This window comes from Marinobacter salinisoli (assembly GCF_017301335.1).
GTDB classification, from domain to species: Bacteria; Pseudomonadota; Gammaproteobacteria; order Pseudomonadales; family Oleiphilaceae; genus Marinobacter; species Marinobacter salinisoli.
This window is the reverse complement of record NZ_CP071247.1, coordinates 311,902-330,197: the sequence shown is the minus strand read 5'-3', so window position 1 is coordinate 330,197 and position 18,296 is coordinate 311,902. Positions and strand designations below refer to the sequence as shown.

The window sequence follows — 18,296 nt, the reverse complement described above, 5'->3', positions numbered from 1 at the left end:
CTTCCATGCCTGATTGAGGATGCGGGCTTGCCCCCAGCGACTACACTTAGCGAGAGATACGCCAAAACCAGAAAGGGGAGAGCCAGCATGAATGGCCAGGATACCGGACTGACCAACCACGAGGTGACTATCTGCCTGTCAGGCGGGGCTGTTTTGGGGCCGTTCAACGCCACCTGGACCCGTGACGAGGGCGGTGATGTCAGGGAACTTGTGCGCGAGTATGATGCCTATCTTCAAGGGGAGAAACAGCATCGCTTCAAGTTCCACTTGCACGATACCTACACCAACACGGTACACACGCTGATTCTTAATTTCGCCAACGTGACCGGTATCTGCGATCACGTTCGCCTGAAGCCCCACGGCGGGTGACCGCTGCGGGTGTTTTTGCCGTACCGACAGGGACAGCCAGTAAGGAGTACAGGAAGTATGAGCCAGTTCCGAACCGAAACCGACAGCCTGGGTGACGTCCAGGTGCCTGAAGACGCACTGTGGGGTGCCCAGACCCAGCGTGCGGTTGAAAACTTCCCGGTCAGCGGGCTGGCGATGCCCGCGCCCTTCATCACCGCCGTGGCCCAGATCAAGTGGGCGGCGGCCGAGGCCAATGCCAGTCTGGGGCTGCTGGAGAATGACCAGCGCGACGCCATTGTGACTGCCTGCCAGGCCGTGATTGACGGTGAGCATCCGGCCCAGTTCCCTGTCGATCGTTACCAGACCGGCTCTGGCACCAGTACCAACATGAATGTGAACGAGGTGGTGGCGGCCATCTGCCGAAACCGGGGCATCGATATCCACCCTAATGACCACGTCAACATGAGCCAGAGCTCCAACGACGTGATTCCAACCGCCATCCACATCAGCGCCGTCACTGCGGTTCAGGAGCGCCTGATTCCGGCGCTCACGCATTTGTGCGGCACGATCTACGAACGTGAATCCGCGTTCTCTGACCAGGTGAAAACCGGTCGTACCCATTTGATGGATGCCATGCCGGTGACCCTTGGGCAGGAGCTGCGCACCTGGCGTGAACAACTGCTGGCCTGCAGGCATCGGCTGGAAGCGTCGATGGACGACTTGCTGGCGGTGCCTCAGGGCGGCACCGCCGTCGGCTCGGGCGTGAATGCCGGCGCGGAATTTGCCGAGCAGTTTATCCGGTTCCTGAATGCCAACACCGGCTATGCGTTCCGCGAGCTGGAGCACAAGTTTGTCGGCCAGAGTGCGGTGGACGCGCCGGTTGCGTTGTCGGGCCAGCTGCGTGGTCTGGCCATTGTGCTGACCAAGATGGCGAACGACCTGCGCTGGATGAACAGCGGGCCGATCCATGGTCTGGCCGAGATCAGTCTGCCCGCGTTGCAACCGGGCAGCAGCATCATGCCGGGTAAGGTGAACCCGGTCATCCCGGAGTCGGTTGCCATGGCAGCGGCTCAGGTGATGGGGCTGGACAGCACCGTGGCCATTGCCGGGCAGTCCGGAAATTTCCAGCTGAACGTCATGCTGCCGCTGGTGGCAGCCAACTTGCTGGACATGATCAGCCTGCTGAGTAACAGCGCCAATCTGCTGGCGGATAAAGCGATCCGGGGCTTCACGGTGAATACCCAGGCGCTGGACGACGGTGTGGGTCGGAATCCGGTTCTGGTGACGGCACTTAATGTGGAGATCGGCTACAACCTGGCGGCGGATATTGCCAAGGAAGCCTATGCCTCGGGCCGGCCCGTGATTGATGTGGCCGAGGAGCGCAGTGGCCTGAGCCGCGAGCGGCTGGAGCAACTGATGGATCCGCTCAAGCTGACTCACGGAGGACTGACCTGAGGCATTGATGGACCAGGCTGATGGAGAGCTCGCAGTATTGAAAGTGTTGCTGGAATTGTTTGTCATGCTGGTGCTGGCAAACGGTGCGCCGGTGGTTGCCGCACGTCTGTTCCGGCGCAAGTGGGCAGCCCCGATCGACGGTGGTCGGCTCTGGTCCGATGGTCGCCGGATGCTGGGTAAGAGCAAGACCTGGCGCGGTCTTGTGGCGGGGGCGCTAAGCTGTGCGCTGTTTTCGTGGGCGGTGGGCCTGGGCTTCGTGTTCGGCCTGCTGTTTGGCGCTCTGGGCTTGTTGGGGGATCTGCTGAGCAGTTTCTCGAAACGCAGAATGGGGCTCGACTCGAGCGCCCGCGCAGTGGGTCTGGATCAGGTGCCGGAATGCCTGTTGCCCATGGTGCTCGCGGTTTTCTGGGGGCTGGCCAGCTGGGGGGGAACCCTGGCGATCGTCGCCTTGTTCACGGCGGCGAATATCCTGTTTTCGCCGCTGCTGTATCAGCTTGGCATTCGCCGGCATCCGCATTGAACGGGGGGTTATTGCGGGCCCCGGGTCAGGGTGTGAATGGTGACCTCCGGCGGGCAGTTAAGCCGGACGTTGACCACCGAGGTGCCGGAACCCGGCGAGGTATAGCCCTGCATGCCGTTCACGCGCCAGAAACCTCTGCCAAGACGCCGGGGGCAATCGGAATCCAGGGTCACCGGAATGCCTCCGGGCAGGCAGATCTGTCCGCCGTGGGTATGCCCGCACAGAAACACATCGTGGCCGGCATGGGCTGCTTCGCTCCAGATTTCGGGTGTGTGGCTCAGCAGTAAACTGATGCCTTCGGCGGGAATCTTGTCGCCGGCCCGCTGCAGGTTGTGCACCTTGTAGAAATGCGCGTCGTCCACGCCGGCCAGGTAAATACGCTCCTTGCCGCGCTCGATGGGCATCATCTCGTTCATTAGTAACGAGTAACCCATGTCTTCCAGGCCAGGCACCATGCGAACGCTGTCGTGATTGCCAAGCACCGCGTAGGCGTCGCCCCGGATCGCGTCGCGCAGTTTGGCCATTCCTGCCAGCGCGTTGTCCACCGGGCCCCAGGTTTGTTGCCGGTAGTCGCCGGTCAGTACGCACACGTCATAGTCGAGCGGCTCGATCTGGTTGATGACCGCCTGCAGGTTGGCTTCGTCCATATCCACGTGCAGGTCGGTGAGGTGGAGGATGCGAAAGCCCTCGAAGGACGCCGGAAGGGTAGGCAGGCGAAAGTGGTTGTACGCCGTGCGAAGCTGGCGGCTGTTGTTCTGGCCTCGCTCAAAAAGGCCCACCAGTTTCAGGCAAAAACGGATAAAGCCGGGCGCGTTTGTGATGTTTTCCAGGTGGAATGACCAGCGCTCCCGGTCAAAAACGCGAGCCTCGGCCTCTTGTTCTATACCCAGTCGTTGCCGGGCGTGAACAGGGCCAAGCCGTAAACTCAGGCGATACGCCAGGAGTTCGTCGTGATTTTTAGGAGTGTGAGCCCGTGCCGTCATGTGTCTTTCCTTAGATATGCCGAGCGGGACTGCGTTGCAGCAAACCCTTTAAGTCATTATGGTTGCCATCCCTTGGTAATCAACCGACGGACGGCAATGTTCATGTTTGCCGGCCGGGCTGAGCCACACACGAGGTTGCAGCGTACTAGCGACAATCCCCGGGTTTTTTCACCCGGTTCAAATGCATACTGATCTTCGAGGGTAGCAACGTGACATCATGCGACATTCCCGGCCTGACCGTGCCCCGTAGCCGTTTTCCAGACCCGGAGGTGGATCTGCCACACGAAGGCCAGCCGACCCGAGTGGTGCTGGCTGGTGGATGCTTCTGGTGTGTCGAGGCCGTGTTCCTGGCGATCAATGGCGTGACCAGTGTCGAATCTGGCTATGCGGGCGGCAAGCCCGGCACGGCCAACTACGATGCGGTGTGTTCGGGAACGTCCGGCCATGCTGAGGTGGTGGACGTGCACTACGATCCGTCGACGGTGAGCTTTGGCGAGCTGCTGAAAGTGTTTTTCTCGGTGGCCCACGACCCCACCCAGCTCAACCGCCAGGGCAATGACCGCGGCACCCAGTACCGGTCTGCGGTGTTCTACGAGACCAGCGAGCAGAAACAGGTGGCCGAGGCCTATATTCGTCAGCTGGACGCAGCCGGGGTTTACCCGGAGCCCATCGTGACCCGGCTGGAGCCGCTGGATGCGTTCCACCCGGCGGAGGAATACCACCAGAATTTCGTGGCCCGCAATCCTTACCAGCCCTACGTGATGGCTGCAGCGGTGCCAAAGATTGAAAAGCTGGCCGCCAACTTCGCCGACCGGCTCAAACCAGAATATGCCCGACAGGGCAGTGACCAATCCGACGATCACACAGCCTGAGGAGGTAATCATGGCCGTGTCTGCAACAGGTTTTGACCTGACCCCGCTGAGCGCGGAAGACATCGAAGCAAAAGCCGCCGACCTGACGCCGGAGGAGCGCGAGGTACTTCTGGCTCACGGTACCGAGCACCCGTTCTGCGGCACCTTGCTGGACAACAAGAAAGAGGGCGCCTACCACTGCCGGCTGTGCGATCTTCCGTTGTTCAGCTCTGATTCGAAGTTTGATTCCGGCACCGGCTGGCCAAGCTTCTTTCAGCCCTATGACCCCGAGCACATCCGTTACCTGGAGGACACCAGCCTGGGCCGTGTCCGGACCGAAATCCGCTGTGTGCGCTGCGACAGCCATCTGGGCCATGTGTTTCCGGACGGGCCGCCGCCGACAGGTAAACGCTACTGCCTGAACTCCGTTGCCATGGTGTTCAACGAGAAGGCCTGATACCGGCCGGAAGAAAGGAACGGGGCCCAGGCCCCGTTTTTTTATTCGCCGCCGGTCACCGAAGCCACGTAGCGAGCCACCGCTTCGATCTGTTCGCTGGACAGCGAATCGGCAAAGGCCGGCATGACACCGACGCCACTGCGAACCGCGTTTTGCACTTGTTCCACGCTCGGCGCAAGTTCATCAAGGTTGGGGCCGATGGCGCCGGCAGAGCCGGCATCGGAGAGCGTATGGCAAATGGTGCAGGAAGGCTGCGCTTCCTGAGTGAAGACCTTCTTTCCCTGTTCGAGCTGCTCGTCAGCAACTCCGTTCATGGCCACAAGGCTGCCAATCATCAGCCCGACTGCGTGTTTGATCATGAAAAAACGTCCGTGGTTGATGGAACAAAAAGGGCCGGCGGTGCCGGCCCCCGGCGATCAGCTGACGACGAGCGTGACCCCGTGGTCGCTCCAGCCATTGTGGCCATAGCCCCGCTCGTTGTCGGTGCGGCCCTCGGGCTGGCTGTTGCCGTCCGCATCAGTGGCCTTGCTGACAACCCGGTATTCGCCGGGTGAGAGATCGGCCGCCAGTACGAAGGGACGCCAGGCAAAGGGCCCGAGGTCGGGCCCGAGGAAGCGCGCTTGCTGCCAGTTCTCGCCACCGTCGAGGGACACCTCGATCTTGTCCAGCGCCACCGTACCCCCCAGCGCGACACCGTAAATCATGGTGCGCCCTTTGCCGGCGGTTTCCAGCGGTGACGTAACCCAGGACTTCACGTTCATTTCCCACATGGAGGGCTGGTCCGGGGAACCTTTGACGCCCACATCCCGAACCCGATAGCTGGATGCCTGAATCTTTACGTCCGTTTGCGCTTCGGTGAGGGCGACTTTCTGCACGTATTTGACGTTGTTGACGCCATAGTACCCCGGGATGACCATGCGCAGCGGTCCGCCGTGGGTCAGCGGCAGCGGCTCATCGTTCATGCCCCAGGCCAGGAGGGCCTGGTCCATGGCGCGCATGGGCACGGAGCGCTCGACGGTTGCCTGCTTGGGGTCCAGGCCTTCGGGCAGCTCCTCGCCGCCGGTGCTGGTGATGTATTCGGCGCCGTCGGCCGGCCCACCCATGGCCTCCACCACATCTTTCAGGGGCACACCGGTCCAGGCGACGCAGCCGGCTGCGCCGACAGACCACTGGGTGCCGCCCGCGCCGTGGGGAAAGAAGGCCCGGCCGTTACCCGAGCATTGCAGTACCGACGCCACCGTCTCGACCCCGAGTTTTTTCAGCTCACCGATGGTGATGGGGCCGGGGTTTTTCACGCCTTCAATCTGAACCTCCCAGGCATCTCTGTCTTCCACGATGGCTTCGGGTGGGGTGGGCAGATTGTTGCGAATGAACAGCCGGTCACTGGGGGTGATCACCCCCTGACCAATGGCATCGCGCTGCGTTTCCATGGTGTTTGCGCTGTGCACGATCAGGGCATTTCGCTCTTTCCAGGCGGCGTAGTCCGGGAGTGATTTGGGCTCCTCGGCTCGGGCCAGGGGCGTAAAACCCAGCAGAGTCACGGCTGCCATGGCGCTGGCGCTGCCAAGCAGAATCTGGCGCCGGCCGGGGTTTTCGAGCCCGGGCGTCGCGGGGGCTTGCCGGGGCATGATGTCCTTGTGCATGGTCCGTCTCCTTTGGCCTTGTGTTTGTCGGACGGTGGGATTGCACCACGGTCTAGCGTGGTGGGTAATATCCTTATTACCGTTATAGAAGATGGTTAAAAAATGTCCAGCTTCCGGCGGGTTATTCAGGTCCTCAGGGAGTGGGTATAATCCCGCCACCTGTTCGGGCCGGGGCCTGCCCGACGCCATGAATCGACGGTGCTGATGGAATGATTCGACTGAAACTGAACCCTTTGACGGAATCGGCAACCTTGCTCCGCAGAGCCGGGGTGGTGCTTGGGTCGGTTGGCCTGACGGCGCTGTACTCCTTGCTCATCTTGTTGCGAGCGTTGTTTGGCCGGCTAAACCGACCGATTGTCGACAAGTATTGCCGTGAGTGGTCGGCCGCCCTGTTGCGGCTGGTGCGGGCGAGCCTGGCCGTGCGGGGCGAGGTGCCGGATTTCAATGATGGCCGGCGCTACATCATCATGTGCACTCACGCCAGTCACTACGACATCCCCGTTGCTTTCGTGTCCCTGCCAGGCTCGATTCGGATGCTGGCGAAAAAGGAACTGTACGCCATTCCCTTGCTGGGCCAGGCGATGCGGGCGGCGGAATTTCCGTCGGTGGATCGGTCTGACCGAGCCCGCGCGCTGAGGGATCTGGACAGGGCGCGGGCGATGATGGAAAGCGGAATTGTGCTCTGGGCAGCGCCTGAGGGTACCCGGTCGCCAGATGGTCGTTTGCTGCCATTCAAAAAGGGCTGTTTCCATCTGGCCCTGGATACCCAGGCGGTCATCGTACCGGTGGCCATTCGCGGCATTCACCGGGTGTTACCGGCGCGCACCCTGCAAATCAATATTGGCCAGACTGTCGAGGTTCAGGTGGGGGAGCCGATCGATACGGCCGGTAGAGGAAAGGACGACCTGCCGACGCTGATGGCGGACGTCCGGGAGCGGATAGAAACGCTGTTGGGGGACGGCGAGGCCCGGTAAAGGACCTCGCGGTAACGGGTTACGCCGTGGCGGCGGACACCACGGTGGACAGCAGGTAACCGGTGTAGGCGACATACACGGTCACCAGTATCACACCGTTGGGCCGGCTGATGGCTTTCTTGCCGCTGATCAGCCCGTAGCCCATCAGCAGCAGGCCAACGGTCAGGGCCAGCATCAGTGTCCAGTCACGGTAAAGCACTTCCGGATCCACTTGCAGAGGTTTGATGACCGCTGCCAGGCCAACAACCGCCAGGGTGTTGAAAATGCCCGACCCCAGGATGTTGCCGAGAATCAGGTCGTGCTCGTTCTTGCGCACAGCGGCAATGGCCGAGGCGAGTTCCGGTAACGAGGTGCCGATCGCCACGATGGTCAGGCCGATCACCAGGTCACTGACGCCAAGGGTCTGGGCGATAGTGACGGCACCCCAGACCAGCAGTCGGGAACTGACAACCAGCAGTACCAGGCCAATCACCAGCCACATGATGGCGCTGTTCATGGACATGGCGGGTACCTCGGTCTCCTCGGCCGCACCGGTCATCGGATCTGCTTTGTTGCGCAGGCCCTGGAAGATTGACCAGCCCATCACCACCGCAAACACCGCGAGCAGCACCCAGCCATCCAGGCGGGTCAACTCACCGTCGATCAGCTGCGCGCCGGCAATGAGTGTCAGCACCACCAGCAGGGGCAATTCCTTGCGAATCACCTGGGAGTGAACAGCGATGGGAGCGATCACCGCCGTCAGGCCGACGATGAGGGCAATATTGGTGATATTCGAACCGTAGCCGTTACCCAGCGCCAGGCCTGGGTTGCCGTCGGCGGCGGCCATGGCCGAGACCGCCAGTTCCGGAGCTGAGGTACCAAAGCCGATGATCACCATCCCGATCAGCAGCGCTGGCATACCCAGGTGTTTAGCGGTCGCGGCCGCACCGTCGACAAACTTATCGGCACTCCAGACAAGAAGAACCAGTCCGGCAATAATTGCGGCAATCGCCAGTAACATAGAAAGACCTCAGTGAATAAATTGTCCGAGCATGAAGACCCCGGCATAGCCCAGTGTATAGGCGGCTAGCAGGTGGGCAAGATACCGCATGTAGGCCCCGAAGGTCAGCCCCGGGATTTTGCTCATGGCTACAATTCCGGCGGCCGAACCAATGATCAGCAGCGATCCACCCACACCGACGGCGTAGGTCAGTCCCATCCATTCGCCCGGCGTCATGGTGATGCCGGACTTCAGTAACGCGGCCGTCAGCGGCACGTTGTCGATCACCGCAGAGAAAATGCCCATCAGGTAGTTGGCGTAGAGTGGCGGCAGCAGGTCGTAAATGGCGACCAGCGAGTTCAGCGCGTGAATCTCTTTCAGCATACCGACCAGCAGCAGGATGCCCAGGAAGAACAGCAGGGTTTCGAACTCAATGATCCGGATGTATTCCAGAATCGGATCCAGGTCCGAGTCGTCGCTCATGAAGCGGGAGACCAGGAACATCACCGACAGCCCGAACAAAAAGGTCAGTACCGGCGGGATGCCCAGCACCGCATTGCCGGCAATGGTGCCCAGGATGGTGATCAGGAACAGGGCGCTGATGGTGGCATCAACTGGACGAATGTCGGATTTGTTGGTTTTTAAAGTGACGGTACCCTCCAGCCCCCGGGACAGGAATACCGCCAGCAGGAATACGGTTACCGCTGCGGGCATGGCCAGTGTCAGGAGGGTGAGGATCTCGACCTTGTCGGCCAGGAAGATCATCAGAGTGGTGACGTCGCCGGTGATCAGTGAAACGCCACCGGAGTTGACCGCAAACACCACCAGCGTGGCGAACTGCAGCTGTTTTTTGCGCGGCAGGTCGAGCGACAGGATCAGCGAACAGGACACCAGTGTGGCGGTGATGTTGTCCGCCAGGGACGAAAACAGGAAGCAGAACAGGCCGGTCAGGAATAGCAGTTTTCGCTCGCTGACCTGGCCGGGCATGATCAGGTAGACCAGGTTTTCGATCATGCCTTTCTTGTTCAGGTACGCCACGAATGTCATCGCGGCGACGAGGAACAGCCACAGGCCGGCAATTTCTGCAATACTCTCGGACAGCCCGGCGGCAATGGCGTTGGTTTCCGCGTCGCTGCCGCTGGCGGAAAACAGGATGATCCAGCTCAGGGTGCCGAAGAAGAGGGTGATTTTGGCTTTGTTGATGTGAAGCGCTTCTTCGAAGATCACGCCGAGCAGCGCCAGCACGGCCAGAACGATGAGCGTGGTGTCCAGAGCAGACATCGGACTTGGATCCTGTTCAGAGAGTGTGAGTGTCACGCCGCCCCGCCGCGGCGATAAATGCCGGCGAAGTTTAGACCTTTGGCCGGTGCCAGACCAGCGTCGGTATCGGTTGCGGATGGCGCATTGATTGTGGCCGGCTGAGGCACGCCTGGTAAGTGAATCTCATTTTATTCTTGAGTGAAAAATCGGGATAATTGTGCCCGCGAATTCTACCGGGAGTGATCGGCAGCGCTTCTACCTCGCGTAAGACCGACATCCGACACGCTTTCCTGCTGATCGTGGGGAGCAGACAGGCTCAATACAAAGCTAGGGTATAAACCAATGGCCGCTAGACAGGCAGACGTAGTGCTGGTCGGTGGTGGCGTCATGAGCGCCACCCTCGGCATGATGCTCAGGCAGCTCGACCCGTCCCTGGACATCGTCATGGTGGAACGTCTCGACCACGTTGCCCATGAAAGCACCGATGGATGGAACAACGCAGGCACCGGACATGCCGGCTACTGTGAGCTCAATTACACACCGGAAACCGGTGATGGCGATGTGGAGATCGATCGTGCGCTCAAGATCAACGCGCAGTTCGAGGTGTCGCTTCAGTTCTGGTCGTATCTGGTGGAGCAGGGCATGCTGCCGGAGCCGAGCAAGTTCATCAACCGCACCCCGCACCAGAGCTTCGTCTGGGGTGAAGATGGGGTCCGGTTCCTCAAGCGTCGGTTTGAACGTCTGAGCAAGCATCACCTGTTCCGGGACATGAAGTTCACCGACTCCGTCGACGAGCTGGCCGAGTGGATGCCACTGGTGGTGAAGAACCGCAAGGCCGGGGAGCCGATCGCCGCCACCCGCGTGGAATACGGTGCTGATGTGGATTTCGGCTCCCTAACCCGCAGCATGGTGGACTACCTGCAGAGCCAGCCGAATTTCGAGCTGATGCTGAGCAGCCCGGTGCATTACCTGGACCAGCGCGACAACGGGCGCTGGAAGGTTCGTGTTCGCAACCAGAAGACCGGAGCGCTGACCAAGCTGGAAGCCGGCTTTGTGTTCCTGGGCGCCGGTGGCGGTGCCCTGCCGCTGCTGCAGAAGTCGGGTATTCAGGAAGCACGCGGCTATGGTGGTTTCCCGGTCAGTGGCCAGTGGCTGGTGTGCCAGAAGCCGGACATTGTGAAACAGCATGACTCCAAGGTGTACGGTAAGGCACCCATTGGCGCGCCGCCCATGTCGGTACCGCATCTGGACACACGGATCATTAACGGCGAGCCTGCGCTGCTGTTCGGTCCGTTTGCCGGCTTTACCACCCGGTTCCTGAAACAAGGTTCGATGTTTGATCTGTTTGGTTCTGTGCGGGCGGCCAATTTGCGACCCATGTTGTCCGTGAGCAGGAACAACATGGACCTGACCCGGTATCTGATCGGTGAAGTGTTCCAGTCCCACAGCGCGCGCGTGGCGTCGCTGCGTAACTTCTTCCCGGATGCCAGTGAAGACGACTGGGAACTGAAGATGGCTGGCCAGCGCGTACAGATCATCAAGCAGGCCGAAGGCGGTGGTGGAAAGCTGGAATTCGGCACCGAAATCGTTGCGGCCCAGGACGGGACGCTGGCAGCGCTTCTTGGCGCCTCACCCGGGGCATCCACGGCGGCGAATGCAATGATTGATGTTCTGGAGCGTTGCTTCCCCGAGCAAATCAAGTCGGCCCAGTGGCAGGAGCGGATGAAAACCCTGGTTCCATCCTACGGTCAGTCACTGGTTGACGACGAGGCTCTGCTGACCAAAGTACGGGATCGGACGCTCTCGACCCTGAAATTGGTCTGATATTCCTAATCGATCTAAGTGGCGCTTAAGCACCGCGAACTCTGGCCCAGAGGCTGGAAGTTCCGGTGCTTTTTGATTTTTTGTCGTTGCTCCGATTTGCTATTTGCTAACAAGGGCTTAGGGTTTAAATACAGTCTAAGCAAAGGAGGGAGCATATGAGTGATCACGAGTACGACCCAGACAAGGGGTACGTGGCGCTTCTGGGATGGAGTCTCAATGCGGTCGAAGCCGCTGATAAATTTGACCGTCGTTACGTCGTCGTGGCCCCGGATTGGGCCGAAGCCTACTGCAAGGAGCACGACATTCCTTACGTACCGTGGAATTTCGAGCGCCTGAACGACCGGTCGGTGGAAATCGCTCAAACCCTCCAGGAAATGGGTGTGGACGTCGCCATCCCCCTGTTTGAAGAAACCGTCGAGTGGGCCGGTGCCATTAACTCGGTGCTGATGGACAAGCCCCGCCTGTTCGGGCAAGCCATGCTGCTGCGCGACAAGGCGCTGATGAAGCGTCGGGCGCAACTCGGTGGGATCCGTGTCGGTATCTTCGAGGAGGCCCACGACAAGGACGATGTCATTCGCTTCCTGAAGCGGGTGAACCAGACCCTGCTCAAGCTTGACGGCGACCCGAACGATCCGATTCACCTGAAGGCTTTCGACAAGGCCGGCTGTCTTGGCCACCGGGTGATCCGCACACCCGACGAAATCGACAGCATCCCGGATGAGGAGTTTCCGGTGCTGATGGAATCCCACCTGGATGGCTGGGAGTTCGCCGTCGAAGCCTGGATTCACAACGGCAAGATCGCTTTCCTGAATATTTCGGAATACGTCACCCTGGGCTATTCCGTGTTCGTTCCCGCCACGCCGGACCTGGAAAAATACCGCGACCAGATCCGCGGCGAGATCGAAAAGCTGATCAAGACCTTCGATATCGACTTCGGCCTGATTCACCCCGAGTACTTCGTCACCAGTGACGGCACCATGTACTTCGGTGAGGTGGCCTACCGTCCGCCAGGCTTCAAGGTGTTTGAATTGCTCGAGCGGGCCTACGGCTTCAATGCCTACCAGGCCATGATTATGTGCTTCGATCCGAAGACCACGGAGGACGAGGTCAAAGCCTTCTTCCCGAAAGAAGTGGAAGACGCCAAGGGCTATGCCGGCTGCTTCGGTGTTTACCCTCGTCGCAGGGTGGTCAGCCGTCTGGAAATGCCGGAGGAAACCGAAAATCACGACTATTTCGAGAGCCACGAACTGACGCCGCCAATGGAAGAAACGGTAACCAAGCGCACTGCTTTCGGTACCCACTGGGGCCTGGTGTACTTCTTCGGTGAGGATCCCTATGTCATGCGGGATTTGCTGAAGCATCAGGAAGAACTCGATTTCTATGTATAATCAGCGAGCGCGGCAACCGGTTGTGAGGTTGCCGCACGGACTGAGGAATGGGTTTGAGTGACTATCAATCCGCTGGCGATCCGCCGGCGGTCAATCTCGATAAGCTGGTGCAGCGGCTGGACGATGCGATTGAATCGCTGGAGCAGAGCCGGCCGTTCGCCAAGTCCGGCAAGCTTCCGCGTCTGTTTGATATTGCCCGCCGGGTTCTGCTGCAGCCCGAAGGCTGCCGGATCATAGAAGAGCGCTCCGAGCGTCTGGAGCAGGCCGGCCTGTATCTGGGAACGGACTGGGCCAATCCCAACATTCTGTTGCCCTCGCTGACGCCCCAGTCGCTGTCCAGTCCGAATGCCGATACGGTGGTGATCGAGGTGATCAGCGAACTGCGTTTTCTGGCCATTGCCCGGGACCGCTACCTGCATCCTACCGTCACGTCCGAACAGGCCCGCCACCATCTGACTCAGGTGCTGGCGGTCAACCTTGGCCTGCTGTTTGGCCTTGTCGGCGAAGCCGAACGCAAGCAGGGCCGGCTCGCCAACATCAGTCAGGCTGCTGTCCGGTATCTGGCGGAGCACATTGGCTACGAGCATGTGCTGGACAGCCTTATCGAAGAAATCTGGCGGATTCTGCAGCAGCGCCCCATTCAAGTGGGAGACGTTCGCAGGATGATTACCCAGATCGCCCTGTGTCGGGCGGATCCGAATGTAGACCTGGGTGGTGCCGGACGAGGCGCCGACCGGCTGATTTCCAGCCTCTACGGTCCGACCCGTGCCAGCAGTGAAGATCCGGGTACCGTTGTCTACGAACAGCGGCTTGCCACCCTGGATGCCCAGGCCTTGCAGAACGAGGCCACGGGCTTTGCCCGATCCATGCACGACACCGGCCTGGTGTCGCCTTATCATGCAACCTTTTTGCGTTTCGCGCTTGAGCATCAGACTTCGGTACTGCCGGAAGCACTTGGGCTTTCCAGCACCGGCAAGGACTGCCTGATCTGCTATCAGGAACTGGTGCACGCCCTGATCCGGGACGGCATCTTCCCTGAAACCGCCCAGGGCATTTACGGGCTCGCCCTGATGCTGGAGCGGGGCATCCTCTATCAGCCACCGGTGGCACCCGGATTATGGCGTCAGCTCAACCTGACGCTGTGCGAACCTGCCAAGGAGCGTCTGCAACTGGCCTTTGGCTACCAGCCCGCACCCAGTGTCTGGCTGCTTCAGGGCGTATTGAACATGCTGGGGCAGCCTCTGGGTGTGGGGCAGGGGAACAACCCGACCTGCCAGTCTGCCCGGGCGCTGTCCATGTGGGCCTACAATGACCCGGATTACCTGTTGCAGATGGTAGCCTGGGCGGCCCGCGACAACGAGGTCATCATTCATTTCGAAGGTCGCCCGGTTTCCTCGGCTCGCAGCCAGGGCGGGGTGGCCTCGGAAGTGACCCTGGATCTGGATCCCGTTTCATTGATCGTGGTTCCCCATCTGGACCGGATCTATGCCGAAATGGGCAGAATGGTGGCGGATCGGCAGGGCGATCCCCATCAGTGGGTGAATCCCGAATTCCATGGCTGGGCTTCTGGCCGGGGCTTTGCTATCAACGTGGATGTGGCGACCGGAAAGCTGCACGATCTGGAAGGCTTTATCCGGCATTTCTATGCCAGCTATCATCCGTTCTACAACGGCAATCAGCCACTGGTGCATCCGCAGCCGGCTGGTGTTGCGGTGACCGACCGGGCCGCCCGTTTCGTTGGCTGGCACGCGATCACCATACTCCGGGTGGCGCTCGACCCTGAGGGCGAAATGCGGGTGTATTTCTTCAACCCCAATAACGACAGTGGCCAGCACTGGGGTAATGATGTCGAGGTGAGCACGGCCGGCCACGGTGAACACTTCGGTGAGTCGTCGTTGCCCTTCGAGCAGTTCACCTCGCGCCTGTACATTTTCCACTACGACCCCCTCGAGCGTGGAGAGCCTGCCAACGTGACCGATGAAGAACTGCAGCGCGTTGTCGGCCGGGTCTATCGTACCTGGGGAGCTGACCGGTTGCCGTCCGAAGAGTTACAGGCCGGGCCGTCCTGAGCCCGGCTGTCCCCAATGTGCCTGCCCGTACCCAACATTAATAAGTGTCAGGCGACCTGACGATGCCCGGGCGGGCGTTGTATGATCTCACCAGTTTTACTTGCATATTCGGGAGAGGATGTTGTCCGTGTTTAACCGTTTCTTTATGGCTTTAATGGTGCTGGTTCTGGCGGGTTGTTCCAGCCCGGAAACCCCGCAGGAAGTTGCCGGCGCGTTCTGGCAGTCGGTGGCTGAGAACGACGGGGATGCCCTGACAGAGCTGTCCACGTTGAGAGACGCGAATCGCTTCGATGGCTTCGGTCGGGACTGGACCGATGTGACCCCGGTGTTCGGCCGGGTGGTGATCGACGACGCCGCAGCCACCATCGTGACCCGCTTACCGGCGCAGGAAGGCTCGAGTGCCAAGCCGCAGGAACTGGTGACTTATCTGGTGCGCCGGCAAAAGGGCTGGCAGGTGGATTACGAGCGCACCCGGGATGCGGTCATGAATCCATCCCCCTTCGGACAGTTGATGGGCGAACTTGGCAAGCTCAGGGACAAACTTGAGGCCCGCTTTGCGTCTTCGTCGGACGATCTGGAGGCGAGCATGAATGAGTTTGCCATCGAGTTCGAAGCGTACACCCGGGAGCTCGAGCAGGACGCCGAGGACGCCATGGAAGATTTCGGTGAAACCCTTCAGGACGCGATGGAAGACCTGGTCGACTCCATCAACGAGGCGCTGGAAGACGATCGGTCGATGTCGCCAGATGACCAGATCCTGCTGGAGGAAGCGGCCCGCGATCTGGATGGTAACAGTCAGTCCCTCGACGACCCGAGCGTTAACTCCCTGGCCGAGGCGAGTCGCGCCATGGCCCGTACCGGCGAACGTCTGGGGCGTTTGAGTGAAGACACCCTGAATCGCTATCAGGATGAGTGGAATGAAGCGCTGGCGCAGATTCAGGAAGACACCGATGCGTTCTTCGGAGATCTGCGCCAGCGTTCGGAAGCTGGCAGTTAACGGCGTGCCGGGGGCCGGCTCACCCTGTTAGAAGAACAGGGTGAAGCCGGAGGACAGTTCGATGTTGTGTGTCAGTTGCGACTCGCGAATCAGGTCGCTCTTGAACATGTGATCCCGGAAGTCCACGTGCACGGTCAGCCAGTCGAGCAGAACCACCCGGAACCCGGTACCGAGGGTGGTGGTGAAATTGCTCTCGCCACCGAAGTCGGTGTTGCCAACCCCGCCCACCAGATAGAACGCTGAGTTGAAGGTCAGCGTATCGCTGAAGAACACCTCGCCCGGGAAGATGTTGTAGCCCACCAGGAAGTCGTAGTAGCTGTACTTGCGGTCCGAATCCGTCAGCAGGCGCACGTTGGCGCCGCTCAGTTCCTCGAACGAGGTCAGCCCCGCTTCGGTAACGCCGTAGTTGAACTGCAGGAAGAAGTCTTCCGTGGCGTGGAACGCGGCGCTCACGCCCACCAGCGGTTCCGAGCTGAAGTTGTCGATGGTCATCATGCCGGCAAAGGCACCGATTTCGAAAAACTCGGCGTCAATATCCGCTTCCCGAATGCTCCGCGGCTCCACTTCCGGTGCGATAACCTGAACCGGTGCTGGTTTCGTGCTGTCGTCGCTGTCCTGGGCGTTGGCCAGTTGAGGCAGGGTCAGCGCGCCCGCCAGGAGCAGGGCGGAGGTCGCGGATCGGGCCGTCAGACTGGCACTTAGAAAAACGTGTTCAGACCGATTTTCCATTCACTTAAACCTGTGCTTTCTGAATTTGAAGAAACCGAATACACCCGGTATTCGGCACGAATAAGGAAATTGCGGCCAACGTAGTAGCTGAGGCCGCCGCCAACGTTGACCCCGTCGGCATCGCCCAGATCACTGAGCAATACCTTCTGCCGCGCATCAAAGGAAAATCTCGAGATGCCGGTGAGCAGGTAGGGGGTGACGTCCCACTGGTGCATGGGTTCGAAAATCAGGTTGGCGCTGTAGTAATCGCTGGTCACCGAGCGGTTGTAGATCTTGCCGGCTTCCACTTCCGCACCGATCCAGGTCAGTGGCCGGTAACCCACCGTCAGGCTGAAGCTGGTTGATTCCTCGAACAGCCCGGCAGTAAAGCCCACCCGCCAGCTGGATTCCAGGTATTCACCATGACTGACTTCAGGCAGGTCCGCCGGCAGCCCTGTGGGTTGCAGTGTCCGGCCCAGCTGGGTGGCCTTGGTCCAGCCTTCCTGGCCGTCGGAAGAGCGGACCTTGTACCAGTTGGTCTTGCGCTTGATCAGCTCTACCTGTTCGCCCTTCTCGATAACGTGAAACACGGGGTAGCCGCGGCCGGGCGCCGTGTGCAGTTCGATAAACGGGTCCACCACCTGCAGCACGGCGGCGTCGTTTTCGAACGCAGTTTGTGCAGCGGTCGGTGAAAGCGGCGCCGCCAGCATCAGTCCGACAAGAATACGTCGGGATAATCTGCGCATAGGCGTCAGCTTTTTAGGTGTGTCTGTGATTGCGGTCATAAGTTTGAAGCTGGCTTCAGGGATGAAGGTAATCAAATGTTAACAATTGTAAACTTCTGTTTTTTCTCACAAAAGCGAGATCTGGTACGGAACTGTGACGAGCGGGCTTCCGTTGGGCAACAGAAGGAGATGCGTTTCGGGAAGGCAATCACAGAATAATAAATTGACGCAAAAAATGCCTCTCTAATGTCAAAAACGTGTGCTAGCGTATTTAACAGAATTTGACGAATGAAACTATTTCCTGAAAACCGACCGCTCAACCCATGAAACGGGCCTCAAGAGCCCCCGAGCTGGGTCGGCAACTTCAAGCGTTAATCCCTGGATTGTTCATTGTTATTGGTGGGCGCCGCTCGGATGCGGGCTGCCACGGGAGCAGGATGGTGACTGTGCAAGAACTGAGGTCTGCAAACAGGCTGGAAACATTCAAGGCGGGCAAAGTGGTGGCATCCCTGATGCTGGCCCTGAGCGTGCTGTGGAGCGGGGTGGCGGCTGCCACGGAGGCCGCGGCCGGAAACGGCGAGGATTCGGCAAAGCCGGCGGCGCCGCTGGAACAGATTCTGGAGACTCCCATGTCGGTTCGCGAGAGTCGCGAGCGTGCCCAGCGCGCGGTGAACGAGCTGTCGCGCGAAATCCAGAACCTGAAGCAGTCCGTGGTGACCCTGAACAAAGACCTCCGGGTGCTCGAAGAAGACCTGCTGTTCCCGGCCAATACCCGGTTTCATGTCTTCCTGTCGCTGGATGTGGGTGAGTTCTTCCGCCTTGAGGGTGTGGAGCTGCGGCTGAATAACGAGACCGTCGTGTCCTACCTGTACAGCGAAGAGGAACGCGCCGCGCTGGCCAAAGGCGGCATGCATCGCCTGCATCTGGGTAATGTCAGTGCCGGCGAGCACACGCTGTCCGCGTTTTTTATCGGCCAGGGGCCGAACGGTCGCGAATACAAGCGCGGCAGCAGTCTGCGGTTCACCAAGGGGCAGGGGCCGAAGTACGTGGAGTTGAGCATTGCCGACTCCGAGGCCCGTCAGCAGCCTGAATTCGCCATCCGGGAGTGGTAAGTC

At 60.1% G+C, this 18,296-nt stretch carries 18 protein-coding genes; 11 read left to right on the top strand and 7 right to left on the bottom strand.

The features are described from left to right. Window positions 1-87: 87 nt before the first annotated feature. From LPB19_RS01505 to LPB19_RS01495, 3 genes are read left to right on the top strand one after another with little or no spacing between them, the layout of a single operon-like run. Window positions 88-369: a hypothetical protein gene (locus tag LPB19_RS01505; protein WP_206644332.1), complete on the top strand. Its 282-nt coding sequence runs from the start codon at window positions 88-90 to the stop codon at window positions 367-369. Window positions 370-426: 57 nt separating this feature from the next. After that, window positions 427-1,803, top strand: coding sequence for a class II fumarate hydratase (locus LPB19_RS01500; RefSeq protein WP_206644331.1), 1,377 nt, complete (start codon window positions 427-429; stop codon window positions 1,801-1,803). 7 nt (window positions 1,804-1,810) lie between these two features. Next, window positions 1,811-2,323: a CDP-archaeol synthase gene (locus tag LPB19_RS01495; protein ID WP_228289170.1), complete on the top strand. Its 513-nt coding sequence runs from the start codon at window positions 1,811-1,813 to the stop codon at window positions 2,321-2,323. Window positions 2,324-2,331: 8 nt separating this feature from the next. On the opposite strand, the gene LPB19_RS01490 is transcribed toward LPB19_RS01495, so the two are convergent. After that, the gene (locus LPB19_RS01490; protein ID WP_206644330.1) at window positions 2,332-3,306 is read right to left on the bottom strand and encodes a metallophosphoesterase; all 975 of its coding nucleotides are present in this window, start codon (window positions 3,304-3,306) and stop codon (window positions 2,332-2,334) included. Window positions 3,307-3,515: 209 nt separating this feature from the next. Between LPB19_RS01490 and msrA the strand changes: the two genes are divergently transcribed. Beyond that, on the top strand, window positions 3,516-4,178 hold the full coding sequence (gene msrA / locus LPB19_RS01485) for a peptide-methionine (S)-S-oxide reductase MsrA (RefSeq protein WP_228289169.1): 663 nt from the start codon (window positions 3,516-3,518) through the stop codon (window positions 4,176-4,178). Between the two features lie 10 nt (window positions 4,179-4,188). Next, a complete protein-coding gene (gene msrB / locus LPB19_RS01480; protein WP_206644329.1) occupies window positions 4,189-4,614 on the top strand; it encodes a peptide-methionine (R)-S-oxide reductase MsrB in 426 nt (141 codons plus the stop codon). A 41-nt stretch (window positions 4,615-4,655) separates the two neighbouring features. Here the strand turns inward: msrB and sorU are convergent, their stop codons facing one another. Together sorU and sorT are read right to left on the bottom strand one after the other, a co-directional pair. Further along, complete coding sequence (gene sorU / locus LPB19_RS01475; protein ID WP_206644328.1) at window positions 4,656-4,973, bottom strand: SorU family sulfite dehydrogenase c-type cytochrome subunit; 318 nt, start codon at window positions 4,971-4,973, stop codon at window positions 4,656-4,658. A 57-nt stretch (window positions 4,974-5,030) separates the two neighbouring features. Beyond that, on the bottom strand, window positions 5,031-6,257 hold the full coding sequence (sorT, locus tag LPB19_RS01470) for a SorT family sulfite dehydrogenase catalytic subunit (RefSeq protein ID WP_206644327.1): 1,227 nt from the start codon (window positions 6,255-6,257) through the stop codon (window positions 5,031-5,033). A 209-nt stretch (window positions 6,258-6,466) separates the two neighbouring features. Here sorT and LPB19_RS01465 point away from each other — a divergent pair, with 209 nt between their 5' ends. Continuing rightward, window positions 6,467-7,231: a lysophospholipid acyltransferase family protein gene (locus LPB19_RS01465; RefSeq protein WP_206644326.1), complete on the top strand. Its 765-nt coding sequence runs from the start codon at window positions 6,467-6,469 to the stop codon at window positions 7,229-7,231. A gap of 19 nt (window positions 7,232-7,250) precedes the next feature. Here LPB19_RS01465 and LPB19_RS01460 read toward each other — a convergent pair whose 3' ends face one another. After that, the gene (locus LPB19_RS01460; protein WP_206644325.1) at window positions 7,251-8,231 is read right to left on the bottom strand and encodes a calcium/sodium antiporter; all 981 of its coding nucleotides are present in this window, start codon (window positions 8,229-8,231) and stop codon (window positions 7,251-7,253) included. A 9-nt stretch (window positions 8,232-8,240) separates the two neighbouring features. After that, window positions 8,241-9,491 (bottom strand): sodium:proton antiporter NhaD, encoded by a 1,251-nt coding sequence (gene nhaD, locus LPB19_RS01455; protein ID WP_206644324.1) that lies wholly within the window; start codon window positions 9,489-9,491, stop codon window positions 8,241-8,243. A gap of 321 nt (window positions 9,492-9,812) precedes the next feature. On the opposite strand from nhaD, the gene mqo reads away from it, so the two are divergent. The 4 genes from mqo (at window position 9,813) to LPB19_RS01435 (ending at window position 15,748) form a co-directional block, all read left to right on the top strand. Further along, window positions 9,813-11,294 carry a malate dehydrogenase (quinone) gene (gene mqo / locus LPB19_RS01450; RefSeq protein WP_206644323.1) on the top strand — a complete coding sequence of 494 codons (1,482 nt, stop codon included), beginning with the start codon at window positions 9,813-9,815 and terminating at the stop codon, window positions 11,292-11,294. A gap of 155 nt (window positions 11,295-11,449) precedes the next feature. Continuing rightward, a complete protein-coding gene (locus LPB19_RS01445; protein ID WP_206644322.1) occupies window positions 11,450-12,682 on the top strand; it encodes an ATP-grasp domain-containing protein in 1,233 nt (410 codons plus the stop codon). 53 nt (window positions 12,683-12,735) lie between these two features. Further along, on the top strand, window positions 12,736-14,751 hold the full coding sequence (locus LPB19_RS01440) for a hypothetical protein (RefSeq protein ID WP_407943937.1): 2,016 nt from the start codon (window positions 12,736-12,738) through the stop codon (window positions 14,749-14,751). Window positions 14,752-14,869: 118 nt separating this feature from the next. Beyond that, window positions 14,870-15,748 (top strand): hypothetical protein, encoded by an 879-nt coding sequence (locus LPB19_RS01435; RefSeq protein ID WP_206644320.1) that lies wholly within the window; start codon window positions 14,870-14,872, stop codon window positions 15,746-15,748. 27 nt (window positions 15,749-15,775) lie between these two features. On the opposite strand, the gene LPB19_RS01430 is transcribed toward LPB19_RS01435, so the two are convergent. Continuing rightward, complete coding sequence (locus tag LPB19_RS01430) at window positions 15,776-16,477, bottom strand: outer membrane beta-barrel domain-containing protein (RefSeq protein ID WP_228289168.1); 702 nt, start codon at window positions 16,475-16,477, stop codon at window positions 15,776-15,778. Next, window positions 16,447-17,202 carry an SH3 domain-containing protein gene (locus LPB19_RS01425; protein ID WP_206644319.1) on the bottom strand — a complete coding sequence of 252 codons (756 nt, stop codon included), beginning with the start codon at window positions 17,200-17,202 and terminating at the stop codon, window positions 16,447-16,449. Before LPB19_RS01425 ends, LPB19_RS01430 begins: the two co-directional genes overlap by 31 nt. 425 nt (window positions 17,203-17,627) lie before the next feature. Between LPB19_RS01425 and LPB19_RS01420 the strand changes: the two genes are divergently transcribed. After that, window positions 17,628-18,293, top strand: coding sequence for a hypothetical protein (locus LPB19_RS01420; protein ID WP_206644318.1), 666 nt, complete (start codon window positions 17,628-17,630; stop codon window positions 18,291-18,293). The last annotated feature ends 3 nt before the right edge of the window (window positions 18,294-18,296 follow it).